This is a genomic window from Citrobacter sp. B72 (assembly GCF_016894305.1).
GTDB classification, from domain to species: Bacteria; Pseudomonadota; Gammaproteobacteria; order Enterobacterales; family Enterobacteriaceae; genus Citrobacter; species Citrobacter portucalensis.
Window position 1 is genome coordinate 3,663,448 of sequence record NZ_CP069801.1, and the last position, 16,102, is coordinate 3,679,549.

At 54.3% G+C, this 16,102-nt stretch carries 11 protein-coding genes; 5 read left to right on the forward strand and 6 right to left on the reverse strand.

Going from position 1 to position 16,102, the window contains the following annotated elements; translation table 11 throughout:
- The first annotated feature begins 197 nt into the window (after positions 1-197).
- On the forward strand, positions 198-1,100 hold the full coding sequence (locus JQN59_RS17530; RefSeq protein WP_003830973.1) for a LysR family transcriptional regulator: 903 nt from the start codon (positions 198-200) through the stop codon (positions 1,098-1,100).
- On the opposite strand, the gene malZ is transcribed toward JQN59_RS17530, so the two are convergent.
- The 5 genes from malZ to phoB form a co-directional block, all read right to left on the reverse strand.
- Complete coding sequence (gene malZ, locus JQN59_RS17535) at positions 1,094-2,911, reverse strand: maltodextrin glucosidase (RefSeq protein WP_204528093.1); 1,818 nt, start codon at positions 2,909-2,911, stop codon at positions 1,094-1,096. The two genes, JQN59_RS17530 and malZ, sit on opposite strands and share 7 nt — an antisense overlap.
- A 138-nt stretch (positions 2,912-3,049) precedes the next feature.
- Positions 3,050-4,423 carry a proline-specific permease ProY gene (proY, locus tag JQN59_RS17540; protein ID WP_003021504.1) on the reverse strand — a complete coding sequence of 458 codons (1,374 nt, stop codon included), beginning with the start codon at positions 4,421-4,423 and terminating at the stop codon, positions 3,050-3,052.
- A gap of 81 nt (positions 4,424-4,504) precedes the next feature.
- Positions 4,505-5,824, reverse strand: a complete 1,320-nt coding sequence (brnQ, locus tag JQN59_RS17545) for a branched-chain amino acid transporter carrier protein BrnQ (protein WP_003021501.1) — start codon at positions 5,822-5,824, stop codon at positions 4,505-4,507.
- A gap of 405 nt (positions 5,825-6,229) precedes the next feature.
- Positions 6,230-7,525 carry a phosphate regulon sensor histidine kinase PhoR gene (phoR, locus tag JQN59_RS17550; RefSeq protein WP_003830971.1) on the reverse strand — a complete coding sequence of 432 codons (1,296 nt, stop codon included), beginning with the start codon at positions 7,523-7,525 and terminating at the stop codon, positions 6,230-6,232.
- A gap of 50 nt (positions 7,526-7,575) precedes the next feature.
- The gene (gene phoB, locus JQN59_RS17555; RefSeq protein WP_003830970.1) at positions 7,576-8,265 is read right to left on the reverse strand and encodes a phosphate response regulator transcription factor PhoB; all 690 of its coding nucleotides are present in this window, start codon (positions 8,263-8,265) and stop codon (positions 7,576-7,578) included.
- A 190-nt stretch (positions 8,266-8,455) separates the two neighbouring features.
- On the opposite strand from phoB, the gene sbcD reads away from it, so the two are divergent.
- The 3 genes from sbcD to araJ all read left to right on the forward strand — a co-directional run bounded on the left by sbcD (position 8,456) and on the right by araJ (position 14,163).
- Complete coding sequence (gene sbcD, locus JQN59_RS17560) at positions 8,456-9,658, forward strand: exonuclease subunit SbcD (protein WP_103015021.1); 1,203 nt, start codon at positions 8,456-8,458, stop codon at positions 9,656-9,658.
- Entirely contained in the window at positions 9,655-12,798 is a 3,144-nt protein-coding gene (gene sbcC / locus JQN59_RS17565) for an exonuclease subunit SbcC (RefSeq protein ID WP_149607784.1), read from the forward strand. Before sbcD ends, sbcC begins: the two co-directional genes overlap by 4 nt.
- Before the next feature lie 192 nt (positions 12,799-12,990).
- Positions 12,991-14,163 carry an MFS transporter AraJ gene (araJ, locus tag JQN59_RS17570; protein WP_048216350.1) on the forward strand — a complete coding sequence of 391 codons (1,173 nt, stop codon included), beginning with the start codon at positions 12,991-12,993 and terminating at the stop codon, positions 14,161-14,163.
- A 27-nt stretch (positions 14,164-14,190) separates the two neighbouring features.
- Here araJ and mak read toward each other — a convergent pair whose 3' ends face one another.
- Complete coding sequence (gene mak, locus JQN59_RS17575) at positions 14,191-15,099, reverse strand: fructokinase (RefSeq protein WP_149607785.1); 909 nt, start codon at positions 15,097-15,099, stop codon at positions 14,191-14,193.
- A gap of 91 nt (positions 15,100-15,190) precedes the next feature.
- On the opposite strand from mak, the gene rdgC reads away from it, so the two are divergent.
- A complete protein-coding gene (rdgC, locus tag JQN59_RS17580) occupies positions 15,191-16,102 on the forward strand; it encodes a recombination-associated protein RdgC (RefSeq protein WP_003021479.1) in 912 nt (303 codons plus the stop codon).

Below are 16,102 nucleotides of genomic sequence, written 5' to 3' on the forward strand. Positions count from 1 at the left end.
GCTTGTTGAGTATAGCGGGAAATTTCTAACGAGTTATTAAAGAAAACTTACCATCCTGTGAAACTATTAATTTTGTGTTGCGATATATCCTAAACAACATCAAAAAAATGCGCATGACTCATCTAATTTATTCACTGGCATTGTTTTTCTTCATTCGGTACAACAGAAGGGTTTAATTTTCAGGATATTTTCTGCTTATGCGCATTAATCTGGATGTTTTGCTTATTCTCGACGCACTCGACAAACAGGGTTCATTTGCCGCAGCGGCCGAGTCGCTGTTTAAAACCCCTGCCGCACTCAGCTATATGATTCAGAAGCTGGAAAGCGATTTGAATATCGAGCTGCTTGACCGTTCCGGGCACCGGGCAAAATTTACCGATACCGGACAGATGATGCTGGAAAAAGGGCGTTTGCTGCTGAATGCGGCAAAAGATCTCGAAAAGCAGGCGGTACAGCTGAGTTCAGGCTGGGAAAAAGAGCTGGCAATTGCGCTGGACGACTCCTTCCCTTTCGCCGCGCTGTTGCCCATTATCGATGAATTTCATGCGCTGAATAAACAAACTCGCCTCAGTTTTACCCACCATACGCTGGCGGGCTCCTGGGAGGAGCTGACCCATAATGGAGCCGATATTATTCTGGGGGCAATTAATGAACCGCCAACGTCTGCAGCCTGGTCCTATAAAATGCTCGGCACGTTGGACAATGTGTTTGTCGTTGCGCCTGAGCATCCGCTGGCCGCAGCAGCAGACGGCCTGACCAACGAACAGTTATGCCTGCATCGGGCGATTGTTATCAGCGACAGCGCCCGCTTCTGCCATCCGTTGCAAACCAATCTGATGGAGGAACAGGCGCAAATCCGCGTCGATGACTTCCACAGTAAGGTGATGCTACTACGAGCCGGTATGGGCTGCGGATTTCTCCCCCGCCATATTGCCAGCCCGTGGCTTACCACGGGCGAGCTGGTGGAAAAAACGGTTATCTCATTTCGCCAAAAAGACGTGGCTTATATGGCATGGCGCAATAACCGCGATGGGCTGGCACAGCGGTGGTGGCGGGAAACGCTGCTGGCAAGCCCGGAAATTGCGCGCTTATATCAATGACCTATCCATACTGAGGCGGAAATCGCCGGCAACGTCAGGATATCGTCGGCAAGCATGCCGTTGCCCTCTTTGTGCTGCCATTGACTCACGCTCAGTAATGGCGAGGCAGGCAGGACCACTTCACAAGCGTGGCCACGGTTAATCGCCACCATTACGCGCTGTCGGTTTAGCACGCGAACAAACACTACCACGTTATCCTCGGCGTAAATCACCTGGCAACCACCGTGGCGCAGCGCCTGATTCTGGTGGCGTAATTTTGCCAACCGCTGATACAACGCCAGCAGAGCAGCGTCCTGTTTTTCAGGCTGCCACGGGAACGGTTTGCGACAAAACGGATCGTTGTTCCCGTCCAGCCCCACTTCGTCACCGTAGTAAATACAGGGCACGCCAGGCCAGGTAAACAGCCATACCACCGCTAGCGGTAACCGTGCGACGTCTTTACCGAGCAGAGATTTAAAGCGGGCGGTATCATGGCTGTCGAGCTGATTAAACATCCGCAGCTGTTGCTGATGCGACAACCCCGCGCGGTAGTTATCCATCCACGCCATACAGGTCTGGGCATCAATGGATTGCGGGTCGTATGAGATATCGGTATTGGCGAGGAATCCCCAGAGGGGGAAAGTAAAGCCGCGATAGTTCATGGCGGCATCTTCTGCATCAGCCTGCAACCACTGGCGCGCATCGCCAAAATGCTCACCCACCACATACGCCTCTGGCTGGGTTTCTTTTGCCGTCTGCGTAATTCCGGCCACATGTTGTAGGTTGTTACGTGCGCCTCCGGCCTCTCCCAGCATATGCACCACATCAAGACGCCAGCCGTCCATACTCCACGGCGCTTTCAGCCAGTGGCGGACGATACTGTCTTCACCACGATAAATTTCATTCACCAGGCTTTCCGAGGAAAAGTCCAGCTTAGGTAAGCTGGAATATCCCAGCCAGTCGAGCGCAACGCCGTCGGCTGAAAAATGATACCAATCGCGCCAGGGGGATTCTGGGTTATGGCACGCCCCGTCTGTTCCCCGATTATGTCGGTCAAACCAGGCGTGCGAATCGCCGCTATGGTTAAAGACGCCGTCGAGAATCAGACGCATGCCCTGCTGTTGGGTGTTGTGCCGCAGACGCAGTAGCGCCCTGTCGCCGCCAAATTGCGGATCAACATGACGGTAATCTTCGGTATCGTATTTATGCACGCTCGGGGCGGTAAAAACAGGATTCAGATACAGCGCCGTGACCCCTAACGTTTTCAGGTACGGTAGTTTTTCGCTGATGCCGTCCAAATCGCCGCCATAAAACGTAGAGCCACCGGCCTGAGTCGTAAGCGGTTCGTCCCATTCGCACCGCACGATGTCGTGTCCGGCGGCGTGGTGGTAATAGACATTATCCTGGCCCGCTTCACGCGACTGGCTGCGGGCAAAACGGTCCGGGAAAATTTGATAGAAAATCTGATCGGCAACCCACTGCGGACCATTATCCGGCACATCAACCGCAAACTGCTCCAGACGCGCAGGCGGAAAACGGCCGAATCCCTGCGGGGTGAACCATAGCTGACGATCGGGCCAAAGTAATTTAAAGCTATAGCGTCGACGAGGCTGCCCGCTGGAGAGATCGATCGCCGCTCGCCACGCGGTCACGCCCGGCTGCGGCTGGCTACGCTGCTTGTGCATAGCCAGCGAAATCTCTTCGTTATCGTTTTCTGCGCGTAGCGTCACCCGCTGGGGTGGATTTTCCCCCGCCAACCATAATGTAATCGTCAGTTGATCTTTGTTTTGCTTAACAAATGGGGCAACCGGAAGGTGCCAGGCGTTCAACATCACGTATCCCCTTTGATGATAATGACGTCACCTTGCCATAGCGAAGTGCAGGATCACTCCTCATCTTAACGTTTATTGGGGGAGGAGTTCGGGGGAGGAGAAAATTGCCGGGTAACGCAAAGCTACCCGGCAAAAATATTACTGTGCTTCAGCCAGTTGGCGCTCGCGACGGCGCTTGAATCCCCATCCGACCAGCAGCAGGACAATCCACGCAAAGCCGACGTACAGCGAAATGCGGGTATCCGGATGATAGCCGATGAGCGCGATGATAAAGACCAGGAAAATCAGGCCAACAACGGTCGTCGTTACCCCACCCGGAACTTTAAATTTCAGCGCTTTGACCTCTTCCGGCGGCAGACGACGACGGAAAGCAATCTGCGACAACAGGATCATAATCCACACCCATACCGTGGCGAAAGTCGCCAAAGAGGCGATCACCAGGAAGACGTTTTCCGGCATGATGTAGTTAAGGTACACCGCAAACAGCAGCGCGATAGTCATCACCATTACCGTCACCCACGGCACGCCACGACGCGACGTCTTGGCGAACATTTTCGGGGCACTGCCCTGCTCCGCCATGCCGTGTAGCATACGCCCCACACCGAAGACGTCAGAGTTAATAGCCGACAACGACGCAGTCAGAACCACAAAGTTGAGGATCCCGGCAGCAAAGGTAATGCCCATATGCTGGAACGTCATAACGAACGGGCTACCGTCGGTACCCACCTGGTTCCACGGGTAGATAGACATAATGACGAACAGCGTCCCCACATAAAACACCAGGATACGCATTGGTACGGAATTGATGGCGCGCGGAATAGATTTTTCCGGGTCTTTGGCTTCGCCTGCGGTAATCCCGATAATCTCAATCCCGCCATAGGCAAACATCACCATTTGCAGCGACATCACCATGCCGAGCCAGCCGTTGCTGAAGAAGCCACCGTTGCTCCATAAGTTATGGATACCGGTAGGTTGCCCACCGTTGCCAATCCCCCAAATGATGATACCGAAACCGGCGACAATCATGATGATAATGGTGGCGACTTTGAAGAACGAGAACCAGAACTCCAGCTCACCAAATACCTTCACGCTCATCAGGTTGATGGCGCAGATAATCAGCACCACGCTGAGTACCCAAATCCAGTGCGGTACCGCCGGGAACCAGACGCCCATGTATATGCCGAAGGCTGTCACGTCGGCAATGGCGACAATCAGGATTTCAAAACAGTAGGTCCAGCCGGTAATGTAGCCTGCCAGCGGTCCGAGGTTTTCCTGCGCGTAGCGCGAGAAGGAGCTGGCTGCCGGGTTATGAACAGACATTTCGCCCAGCGCACGCATAATAATGTACGCCGCGACACCGCCGATAATATAGGCCAGCAATACGCTTGGCCCCGCCATTTTGATAGCGTCGGCCGAGCCGTAAAACAGCCCGGTACCAATTGCTGAACCTAATGCCATAAAGCGGATGTGCCGGGTGCTCAGCCCACGCTTTAGCTTGTTATTACTTTCCATCGATTCCTAACCTGTTAACACAATAAAAAAACCACGGGGCCATGTTAATAGCCCCGTGGTTAAAACTTATTGTCAGTGATATTAGTGTGCGCTGGAGGTCACTTGTCGACCCGCGGCGCGATCCCAGATAACTGCCAGGACCACCATCACGACTGTTGGCATCAACCACGCCAGCCCCTGCTCCGCCAGCGGTAAACGCTGGGTCCAGGCCGGTAACACGTCGCCAATTGCAGAAGCTTTAATGCCATCAAGGATACCAAAAATCAGGCTGATAAACATCGCAGGTGCAATGACGCGGGAAGAATTATGCCACCATGAGCGGGTAAAGCTTAATACAACCAGTGCGATACATGGCGGATAGATAGCCGTCAGCACCGGAATAGAGATCTGAATCAGATGGCTCAGACCCAGGTTAGAAACCACCATCGAGAAGCCGCCGAGGATAAATACCAGCGTACGATAAGACAGTGGAACGTACTGGGCAAAGAACTCTGCGCACGCACAGGTCAGGCCAACCGCGGTGACCAGACAGGCGATGAAAATCAGCGCAGCCAGCAGGAAGCTTCCTGCACCGCCAAAGGTGTGCTGAACATACGCATGCAGAATCGCCGCGCCGTTAGCAGACTGATCGACCAGAATCGCGCTATCTGAACCCAGACGGAACAGCGCGAGATACAGCAGCGTTAAGCCCACACCCGCCATTAAACCCGCCCAAACGGTGTAACGGGTCAGCAGACGCGCTTCAGTAACACCACGCGAGCGAGCGGCGTTAACGATAACAATACCAAACACCATCGCGCCCAGCGTATCCATGGTCAGATACCCGTTCACGAAGCCATTAGAAAACGCCGCAGTTTGATAGGCTTCCATCGCATTACTGATCGGGCCAGCTGGCCAGACGATTGCAGCGACAGACAGGACCACCAGTGCCAGAATTTTCAGCGGTGCCAGGAAATTGCCCACCGTATCCAGCAGTTTGCCCGGATAAAGCGAAACCAGAATGACAATCGCGAAATAGATAACGCTATAGATAAACAGCGGCAGCGCAGAGTCACCAGTCAGCGGTGCAATCCCGACTTCGAAAGAGACCGTCGCGGTACGCGGGGTAGCAAATAACGGCCCAACGGCCAGATAGCAAACGGTCGCCAGCAGCAGACCGGCAACTTTACCGATAGGCGTGCTCAGTCGGTCCACACCACCGCCGACTTTCGCCAGCGCAACAACGGTAAGTACCGGCAGGCCAACGGCCGTAATCAAAAAGCCAAAAGCCGCAGTCCAGACGTGTTCACCTGCCTGCAAACCAACCATTGGGGGGAAGATGATGTTACCTGCACCAACGAACAGTGCAAATGTCATAAATCCCAAAGCGATAATATCGCGCGATTTTAACTGATGGGTCATAAAGTCTTACTGCCTGTGGATGTGGTGTTGAAAATAGTAAATTTTTGCCTTTCCCTGGGGGACAATACAGCGGCATTTTTGCTCAATTCCAGCGGGAAACACTCCCGACCTGGCGCGGCGAAGAATAGTTTTTCGATTTACCGCGTAAATGCAGTCGGTATGACAGCACCTGGAGCGCAATTTAAACGCTTATAACGTTTTAAAGCAAGGTGGGATCCAAAAACCAGAACAATATAGCGATATGAAAAATAGGGTTAGCACAAAACACCATTTCATGGAAAAAGGTATGGGTAATAGTTCGAACAAAAAACAATCAAACGTTGTGAAATTCAGGAGGCATCTATTGACCATATAAAAAAAACCAGCTTGCGCTGGCTTTTGGAAAGATTATCTTACGAATACGTCTTAGCCGTTACTTTTGGCAATGAAACGTTCCGGGATCATGAAACTAAATCGCGTCCCTTTGCCTGGTTCGCTTTCGATGTTCAAACGGCTGTCGTGATGATGCAGCGCATGTTTCACGATAGCCAGACCCAGCCCGCTACCGCCCGTTTGTCGCGATCTCGCCTTATCCACACGATAAAAACGTTCGGTCAAACGTGGAATATGCTCGGGGGCAATGCCCGGACCGTTGTCTTCCACGCAAAACTCCGCCCCCGACGCCACATGCTGCCAGCGTACGGTAATATGCGTTCCCGCTGGTGTGTGGTTCACCGCGTTGTACACGAGATTCGAGATAGCACTACGCAACTGCTCCTCGTTGCCTCGCACGTTCAGGCTGTTATCGACATCAAAGGTAAACGTATGTTTATGCTGGCTCAGGGTTTGCGCTTCGTGCTCGATCACGCGCAGCATCATGGGCACATCGACTTTCTCATTCAGCTGCAACGTCGGCGCAGCTTCAATTTTTGACAGCGTCAGCAGCTGCTTCACCAGGCCTTCCATACGGTACGTTTGCTCACGCATGGTATGCAATGCTTTTTCGCGCGTTGTCCCTTCCAGCGGGTGCTCCTGCATCATTTCCAGGTAGCCTTGCAACACCGTCAGCGGTGTGCGCAACTCATGGCTGGCGTTGGCGAAAAAGTTACGCCGTGAACCTTCCAGTTGGTGCATCTGGGTAACGTCGCGCGCCACCATCAACAATTGCTTATCGGTATAGGGCATCACGCGAATTTCCAGATGCCGTCCGGTATTTAGCACCAGATTGATTGGCCGGCTAAAATCGCGCGTTTTCAGATATTGTGTGAATTCCGGGTAGCGCAGCAGGTTAAGAATATTTTGCCCGCTATCGTCCGGCCAACGCAGTCCCAGAACCTGCTGAGCCAGTCCGTTACACCAGAAGATACCGCCTTCTTCGGTGGTCAACACCACCGCGTCGGGTAGTGATTCCGCCCCGCTGCGAAAACGTTTAATCAGGTTACCCAGTTCTCGACGGCGCTTTTTGTTGCGAAGCTGCATTTGATGCAGCCCATATAACAACGGCTCCCAACTGCCTCGCCCCGGTGGCGGCGTCATACTTCTGTCGACCCATAACCACCAGGATAAACGTAATAAATTCCAGAAATGCCAGATAAGCAGGCCCGTTACCGACGCCAGTAAAAACCAGGGCAGGTAACCGAAAAAAGCGCTAAGGATAAATGCCGGTATGCAGCACAGGATCAGCTCCAGTACCAACCTTTTCCATGACAATCGTTCTAGCAAACGTCTTACTCCATAAACGGCCTAATCCATCAGGCCCTGATTCTTGTCAGTCAGAAGCGGGTCGAAAAACGATATCCCGTCCCGCGAACTGTCTGCACCATTCGATCGTGTCCGCTGTGCTCCAGCGCTTTACGTAAGCGGCGGATATGCACATCCACTGTCCGGTCTTCTACGTAGACATTGGTTCCCCAGACATGATTGAGGAGTTGTTCACGGCTGTAGACGCGCTCGGGGTGAGTCATAAAGAAGTGCAACAGTTTGAATTCGGTCGGCCCCATATCCAGCGGTTCTTCGCCGGTCATCACGCGATGCGAAGTGGGATCAAGACTCAGCCCCTGCATCTCAATAACCTCTTCCACCGCCATGGGGGAAATACGACGCAGCACAGCTTTAATACGCGCCACCAGCTCCTTGGGAGAAAACGGCTTGGTAATATAATCATCCGCACCGGTTTCCAAACCCCGGACGCGATCTTCCTCTTCTCCCCTCGCCGTCAGCATCATCACGGGGATGTCCCGCGTCATGGCTTCGCGCTTGAGATGCTTAATAAACTGTAGACCCGAGCCGCCGGGAAGCATCCAGTCAAGCAGGACGAGATCCGGCCAGGGTTCATTGAGTTGGTTCACAGCACTGTCATAGTCTTCGGCTTCTACGGGTTGAAAACCGTTTTGCTCGAGCACGAAGCAGACCATTTCACGAATTGGAGCTTCATCTTCTACGACCAGAATACGTCTCGCCATGATTTGCCCTGTTTATAATTAAATCGTTTGCCATCAATACGGTGCCATTATGCGTCAGTTTTATGACAGATTTATGAAAAGATAGTCCAGGTTTAACGCAGCCAGACGAATTATGACAGCCCGGAGACAAGATATTACCGTCCTTGAGAGGTTATAATCCCCGCCACTGTTTTATCGTCATGGAACTCTTATGCGCATCCTTCACACGTCTGACTGGCATCTGGGCCAAAATTTCTACAGCAAGAGCCGCGCCGCTGAACATCAGGCCTTTCTCGACTGGCTGCTGGAGACGGCACAATCCCAGCAGGTGGATGCCATTATTGTGGCGGGCGATATTTTCGATACCGGCTCACCGCCAAGCTACGCCCGTGAGCTGTATAACCGTTTTGTCGTCAATCTGCAGCAAACCGGTTGTCATCTGGTCGTGCTGGCAGGCAACCACGATTCTGTCGCCACGCTCAATGAATCCCGCGATATTCTGGCGTTTCTCAACACCACGGTCGTTGCCAGCGCCGGCCATGCGCCGCAGGTGCTGCCGCAACGTGATGGCACGCCGGGAGCAATCCTGTGTCCGGTTCCTTTCTTACGACCACGTGACATCATTACCAGCCAGGCCGGGCTAACCGGACAAGAAAAACAGCAGCATCTGCTGGGGGCGATCACCGACTATTACCAGCAGCAGTATCAGGACGCCTGCACGCTGCGTGGCGATCGAAACCTGCCCATCATTGCGACCGGGCATTTGACCACCGTTGGCGCCAGTAAAAGTGACGCCGTACGCGACATTTATATCGGTACGCTGGACGCCTTTCCGGCGCAAAACTTTCCACCCGCGGACTACATCGCACTGGGGCATATTCACCGGGCGCAGATTATCGGCGGCACGGAACATATTCGCTACTGCGGTTCACCGATTGCCCTCAGTTTTGACGAGTGCGGCAAAAGCAAATGTGTACATCTGGTGAGTTTCGAAGCGGGGAAACTCAGGGCCGTTGAAAATCTCACCGTACCGGTCACCCAGCCGCTTGCGGTACTGAAAGGCGATTTAGCCGCCATTACCGCCCAGCTTGAGCAGTGGCGTAACGTGCCACAAGAGCCGCCGATATGGCTGGATATTGAAATCACCACCGACGACTATCTGCATGACATGCAACGTAAGATCCAGGCCTTAACCGAAGATTTACCGGTCGAGGTGTTATTAGTGCGCCGTAGTCGAGAACAACGTGAACGTATTATGGCCAATGAACGACGCGAAACGTTAAGCGAGCTAAGCGTAACGGAAGTTTTTGACCGCCGCCTGGCGTTGGAAGAGCTCGAGGAGCCTCAGCGCAAGCGGTTGAATCAGCTGTTTAGCGCAACCTTACACACGCTTGCCGGGGAGAGTGAAGCATGAAAATTCTCAGCCTGCGCCTGAAGAACCTCAACTCCCTGAAGGGAGAATGGAAAGTCGATTTCACAGCAGAACCTTTTGCCAGCAACGGGTTGTTCGCCATTACCGGGCCAACGGGCGCGGGGAAAACCACCCTGCTGGACGCGATTTGCCTCGCCCTGTACCACGAAACACCGCGCCTGAATACCGTGTCACAGTCGCAAAACGACCTGATGACCCGCGACACCGCGGAGTGTCTGGCCGAGGTCGAGTTTGAGGTGCGCGGCGAAGCCTACCGCGCATTCTGGAGCCAGAACCGGGCACGCAACCAACCTGAGGGCAATCTGCAGGTCCCACGCGTAGAGCTGGCCCGCTGCGCGGACGGTAAAATCCTCGCCGATAAAGTCAAAGACAAGCTGGAGATGACCGCCGAGCTTACCGGGCTGGATTACGGGCGTTTTACCCGTTCGATGCTGCTGTCTCAGGGCCAGTTTGCCGCCTTTCTTAATGCCAAACCGAAAGAGCGCGCCGAGCTTCTGGAAGAGTTAACTGGTACTGAGATCTACGGCCAAATCTCCGCCATGGTGTTTGAAAAGCACAAGTCAGCGCGTACGGAGCTGGAAAAACTGCAGGCCAAGGCCAGTGGCGTGGCGCTGTTAGCACCAGAGCAGGTGCAGTCCCTGACGGAAAGTTTGCAGGTACTTACTGACGAAGAAAAACAATACCTTACCAGCCAACAAACCCAGCAACAGCACTTCAACTGGCTTATTCGGCAAAATGAGCTTCAGACGGACATAAACCGCCACCAGCAGGCATTACAGGCAGCACTTCAGGCGCAAGAAGACGCGCAGCCGCAGCTGGCAGCGCTGAGCCTGGCGCAGCCGGCCAGAGCATTGCGCCATCACTGGGAGCGAATCCAGGAACAAACGGCTACTATCGAGCGTACGCGCCAGAAGATTCAGGAAGTGAATGCTCGCTTACAAAGCAGCTTAGCGCTGCGCGGACGCATCCGTCAGCAGGCGCACACGCAGTCAGCCGCTATGCTGGCCGAACAACAGACGTTAACCGACTGGCTGAACGAGCATGACCGCTTCCGCTTATGGAGTAGCGAACTGGCTGGCTGGAAAGCGCTGCTGGCGCAACAGTCCGACGCCAGCACCCAGCTACGCCAGTGGCAGCAGCTGCGGGAGAATGACACACGTAAGCTCGATGCACTGGCGCTTCCTGCACTGACGCTTTCGCCGCAGGAAGTGACAGAAGCGCTGGCGCAACATGTGCAGCTTCGTCCGCTACGCCAGCGGCTCAGTAATCTGCACGGGCAAATCGCCCCGAAGCAAAAGCAGCTGGCACAGTTACGCGCTACGCTTGTACAACGTCAGCAAGAACTGACCCAGCGCAACGCGGTACTCGCCGAGAAACGCCAGCGCTATAAAGATAAAAACCAGCAGCTTACCGATGTGAGACTCATTTGCGAGCAGGAAGCCCGCATCAAAGATCTGGAAAGCCATCGGGCATTACTGGAATCCGGCAAACCTTGTCCGCTTTGTGGCTCTACTACACATCCGGCTATCGAGCGTTACCAGACGCTTGAGCTGAGCGTAAATCAGGCACGACGTGAAGCGCTGGAAAAAGAGGTCAAAACGCTGGCCGATGAGGGCTCAACCCTGCGCGGGCAGCTTGAGGCGATAACGCAGCAACTTCAGCGCGATGAACATGAAGCACAGAGGCTTTCTCAGGAGGAGCAAGCACTTACTCAAGAGTGGCTGACCGTTACCGCCAGCCTCAACGTATCGCTACAACCGCAGGATGACATTGCCCCGTGGCTGGCCGCTCAGGAAGAGTACGAACAACAGCTCCACCAGTTAAGCTTGCGTCATACCCTGCAGGCGCAAATCGCCGCGCATACCGAACAGATTACTCAACTCCAACAGCATATTGACCAGCGCCAGGCGACGTTAACCTCAGAGCTGGACCGTCATGGCCTGGCCCTTCCGCCCGAGGATGAAGTCTCCTCATGGTTAAGCGAACGGGCGAACGAAGCGCAAATGTGGCAACAGCGCCAGAATGAACTGACTGAGTTACAGGCCCGGATTGCCCAGCTTGCGCCGCTGCTGGAAACGCTGCCAGAATCTGAGGTGCTTTCTGAAAACATTGAGGATCTGTCGCTGGAAAACTGGCGGCAGGTGCACGACGATTGCCTCTCTTTACAGGGACAGTGGCAAACCTTGCAGCAGCAAGAAGCACAGGACGTTCAGCACGCCGCAGAAATTCAGGCACAATTTGATGCCGCATTGCAGGCCAGCATCTTTGACAATCGTGACGCCTTTATCGCCGCCCTGCTGGATGAAGAGACCTTCAACCGTCTTGAGCAGTTGAAACAATCGCTGGAAGTCCAGCAACAACAGGCACAAACGCTGCTTAATCAGGCCCAGCAGGCGCTGGCGACTCATCAACAGCAGCAACCAACCGGGGTGGATCTCACGCTCACGGCACAACATCTTCGAGACACGCTGGCGCAGCTCACCCAACTGCTGCGGGATAACACCACTCGTCAGGGAGAAATTCGCCAGCAACTCAGGCAGGATGCTGAAAACCGCCAGCAACAGCAGGCGCTGATGCAGGAGATTGATAACGTCGCGCAACAGGTCGAAGACTGGGGCTATCTGAATGCGCTGATCGGCTCGAAAGAGGGAGATAAGTTCCGCAAATTTGCCCAGGGACTGACGCTGGATAACCTGGTCTGGCTTGCCAACAACCAGTTAACCCGTCTGCACGGTCGCTATCTGTTGCAGCGCAAGGCCAGCGAAGCGCTGGAGCTGGAGGTGGTCGATACCTGGCAAGCCGATGCGGTGCGTGACACGCGTACGCTCTCCGGCGGCGAGAGCTTCCTGGTGAGTCTGGCGCTGGCGCTGGCATTGTCCGATCTGGTCAGCCACAAAACACGAATTGACTCCCTGTTCCTCGATGAAGGCTTCGGCACGCTGGACAGCGAAACGCTGGATACCGCTCTGGACGCGCTGGATGCGCTCAACGCTAGCGGTAAAACCATTGGCGTGATCAGCCACGTCGAAGCAATGAAAGAACGCATTCCGGTGCAGATCAAGGTGAAAAAAATCAACGGTCTGGGCTACAGCAAACTCGACAAAATGTTTGCGGTGGAGTAATCGGCCAGCGGATGTGGTGTCACAGGCCGGATAAGCGTCATCGCTATCCGGCACGCTATGTAGCACAATAATGCATACTCAGGGACGGATATGAAATGGCATTCCACTTCGCTTATCCGCAAGCTATCGCTATTGGCGGCGAACGTTCGCCGCTATGACGCACATCCTGCGTCTTTCTTGTTGGCAGGTGGTATGAAAAAAGTCATTTTCTCTTTAGCGCTGGGAACATTTGGGCTGGGCATGGCCGAGTTTGGCATCATGGGCGTTCTCACCGAATTGGCGCGGGACGTGGGAATTTCCATTCCTGCCGCTGGCCATATGATTTCGTTTTACGCCTTTGGCGTGGTGCTTGGCGCGCCCATTATTGCACTCTTTTCCAGCCGCTTTTCGCTCAAGCATATTCTGCTGTTTCTGGTCACGCTGTGTGTGATTGGCAACGCCATTTTCACCCTCTCCTCCTCGTATTTTATGCTGGCGGTGGGCAGGCTGGTTTCAGGCTTCCCGCACGGCGCGTTTTTTGGCGTTGGCGCAATTATCCTGTCGAAGCTCGCCCGCCCGGGAAAAGTCACCGCCGCTGTCGCGGGCATGATTTCGGGGATGACCGTTGCCAATCTGGTTGGCATTCCCGTCGGCACCTGGCTGAGTCAGGAATTTAGCTGGCGCTATACGTTCCTGCTGATTGCCGTCTTTAATATCGCCGTGATGGTCTCGGTCGCTTTTTGGGTGCCCAACATCAGCGATGAAGCAAAAGGAAACCTGCGCGAACAATTTCACTTTTTGAAAAGCCCCGCCCCGTGGCTCATTTTCTCCGCCACCATGTTTGGTAACGCCGGGGTTTTCGCCTGGTTCAGCTACGTCAAACCGTACATGATGTTCATCTCCGGCTTTTCCGAAGCGCTGATGACCTTCATCATGATGCTGGTGGGATTAGGAATGGTGTTGGGAAATCTGCTGAGCGGTCGGCTGTCTGGTCGCTATACGCCGCTGCGCATTGCGGTGATAACCGACTTCGTGATTGTGCTGGCTCTGCTGTTGCTCTTTGCCTTTGGCGGGATCAAAGCCGCGTCGCTGACCTTCGCCTTTATTTGCTGCGCGGGCCTGTTTGCCCTGTCGGCACCGCTGCAAATTTTGCTGCTGCAAAATGCTAAAGGAGGGGAGCTGCTGGGTGCGGCTGGCGGGCAAATTGCCTTTAATCTCGGTAGCGCGATTGGCGCTTACTGCGGTGGCATGATGCTGACGCTGGGCTTTGCCTACAACTACGTGACGCTGCCGGCGGCACTGCTGTCGTTTTCTGCGATGTCGTCACTGCTGCTGTACGGTCGCCTGAAGCGCGCAGTCCCCCAGATGACACACGCGGCCGGATAGCATCTGCGCTACCCGGCTACGCGAACCTTACTCCTGCGGCCACAGCCAGGCCGCACCGCGTACACCGCTGGAATCCCCGTGTAGCGCCTTGCGTAGAGGCGTTTCGCACTCGCCACCAAAGACAAACTGCTTAATCAACGCCGGAACATTTTGATACAGTCGGTCGACATTGCTCATTCCGCCCCCCAGCACAATGACGTCCGGATCGAGAATATTCACCACATGTGCCAATGATTTCGCCAGACGACGCTCATAGCGGCTCAACGCTTGCTCCGCAAGAGCATCCTGCGCAGTAACAAGGCTGATAATTTCATTGCCTTTGAGCTGCTTACCGCTCAGACGCTGGTAGTCGGTGGCAAAGCCGGTCCCGGAAATGAAGGTTTCAATGCAGCCTTGTTTACCGCAATAACAGGGGACTTCCTGTCGAAAACGCAGCTCATCTTCGTCCATCCATGGCAGCGGATTATGCCCCCACTCGCCCGCTGTACCGTTACCGCCCGTGTGCGCCCGACCATTCAGTGCCACGCCTGCGCCACATCCGGTGCCGATAATCACCGCAAACACGGTTTGCGCCCCGGCCGCCGCACCATCCACCGCTTCTGAAACCGCCAGACAGTTGGCATCATTTGCCAACCGCACTTCACGATTCAGACGCGAACTCAGGTCTTTGTCAAAAGGTTGTCCGTTAAGCCAGGTCGAGTTGGCATTCTTTACCACCCCGGTGTAAGGCGAGATTGAACCTGGAATGCCCATTCCCACGGTTCCCGTCTGCCCGGTGGCGTTTTCCGCCATCTCCACCAGCGTGGCGATGGTTTCTATCGTTTGCCGATAATCATCACGCGGCGTGGGCAGGCGATGGCGAAAAAGCTGTTCGCCCGCCTCGCCAAGCGCAATAACTTCCGTTTTCGTACCGCCCAAATCGATACCTATACGCACTGTTTGCTCCTCTTCCCGATTAACAATGCAAGCATAGCGACAATTCGCTATCATGCCCGCTGGATTTAACGACAAGGCCGTGGAAATTATCATGCTGTGGTTCAAAAATTTAATGGTTTACCGTCTTAGCCGCGATGTTTCTTTGCGTGCCGAAGAGATGGAAAAACAGCTGGCATCAATGACGTTCACCCCTTGCGGTAGCCAGGATATGGCAAAAATGGGCTGGGTTCCGCCGATGGGATCGCACAGCGATGCATTAACGCATACCGCCAATGGCCAAATTATTATCTGCGCCCGCAAAGAAGAAAAAATTCTGCCGTCGCCGGTTATCAAACAGGCGCTGGAAGCCAAAATATTCAAACTGGAAGCTGAGCAAGGTCGCAAACTTAAGAAGACCGAAAAAGACTCGCTGAAAGATGAAGTTCTGCACTCATTGCTGCCGCGCGCCTTTAGCCGCTTCAGCCAGACAATGATGTGGATCGATACCGTCAACGATCTGATCATGGTTGATTGTGCGAGCGCGAAAAAAGCCGAAGATACGCTGGCGCTGCTGCGTAAGAGTCTCGGTTCGCTGCCGGTCGTTCCGCTGACGATGGAAAACCCTATTGAGCTGACGCTGACCGAATGGGTTCGCTCCGGCACCACGGCGCAGGGCTTCCAACTGCTGGATGAAGCTGAACTGAAAGCGATCCTTGAAGACGGCGGTGTGATCCGCGCGAAAAAGCAGGATCTGGTCTGCGACGAAATCGCCGTGCATATCGAAGCGGGCAAACTGGTTACTAAGCTGGCCCTCGACTGGCAGCAGCGCATTCAGTTCGTTATGTGTGACGACGGCTCCATTAAGCGTCTGAAGTTTAGCGACGAGCTGCGCGATCAGAACGAAGATATCGACCGCGAAGATTATGCTCAGCGTTTTGATGCCGATTTCATCCTGATGACAGGTGAACTGGCGGCGCTGATTAAAAGTCTGGTGGAAGGATTAGGCGGCGAAGCGCAACGTTAA

Coding starts and splice junctions, on each gene's coding strand:
- JQN59_RS17530 (WP_003830973.1), top strand. CDS start 198: ATGCGCATTAATCTGGATGTTTTGCTTATTCTCGACGCACTCGACAAA.
- malZ (WP_204528093.1), bottom strand. CDS start 2,911: ATGTTGAACGCCTGGCACCTTCCGGTTGCCCCATTTGTTAAGCAAAAC.
- proY (WP_003021504.1), bottom strand. CDS start 4,423: ATGGAAAGTAATAACAAGCTAAAGCGTGGGCTGAGCACCCGGCACATC.
- brnQ (WP_003021501.1), bottom strand. CDS start 5,824: ATGACCCATCAGTTAAAATCGCGCGATATTATCGCTTTGGGATTTATG.
- phoB (WP_003830970.1), bottom strand. CDS start 8,265: ATGGCGAGACGTATTCTGGTCGTAGAAGATGAAGCTCCAATTCGTGAA.
- sbcD (WP_103015021.1), top strand. CDS start 8,456: ATGCGCATCCTTCACACGTCTGACTGGCATCTGGGCCAAAATTTCTAC.
- sbcC (WP_149607784.1), top strand. CDS start 9,655: ATGAAAATTCTCAGCCTGCGCCTGAAGAACCTCAACTCCCTGAAGGGA.
- araJ (WP_048216350.1), top strand. CDS start 12,991: ATGAAAAAAGTCATTTTCTCTTTAGCGCTGGGAACATTTGGGCTGGGC.
- rdgC (WP_003021479.1), top strand. CDS start 15,191: ATGCTGTGGTTCAAAAATTTAATGGTTTACCGTCTTAGCCGCGATGTT.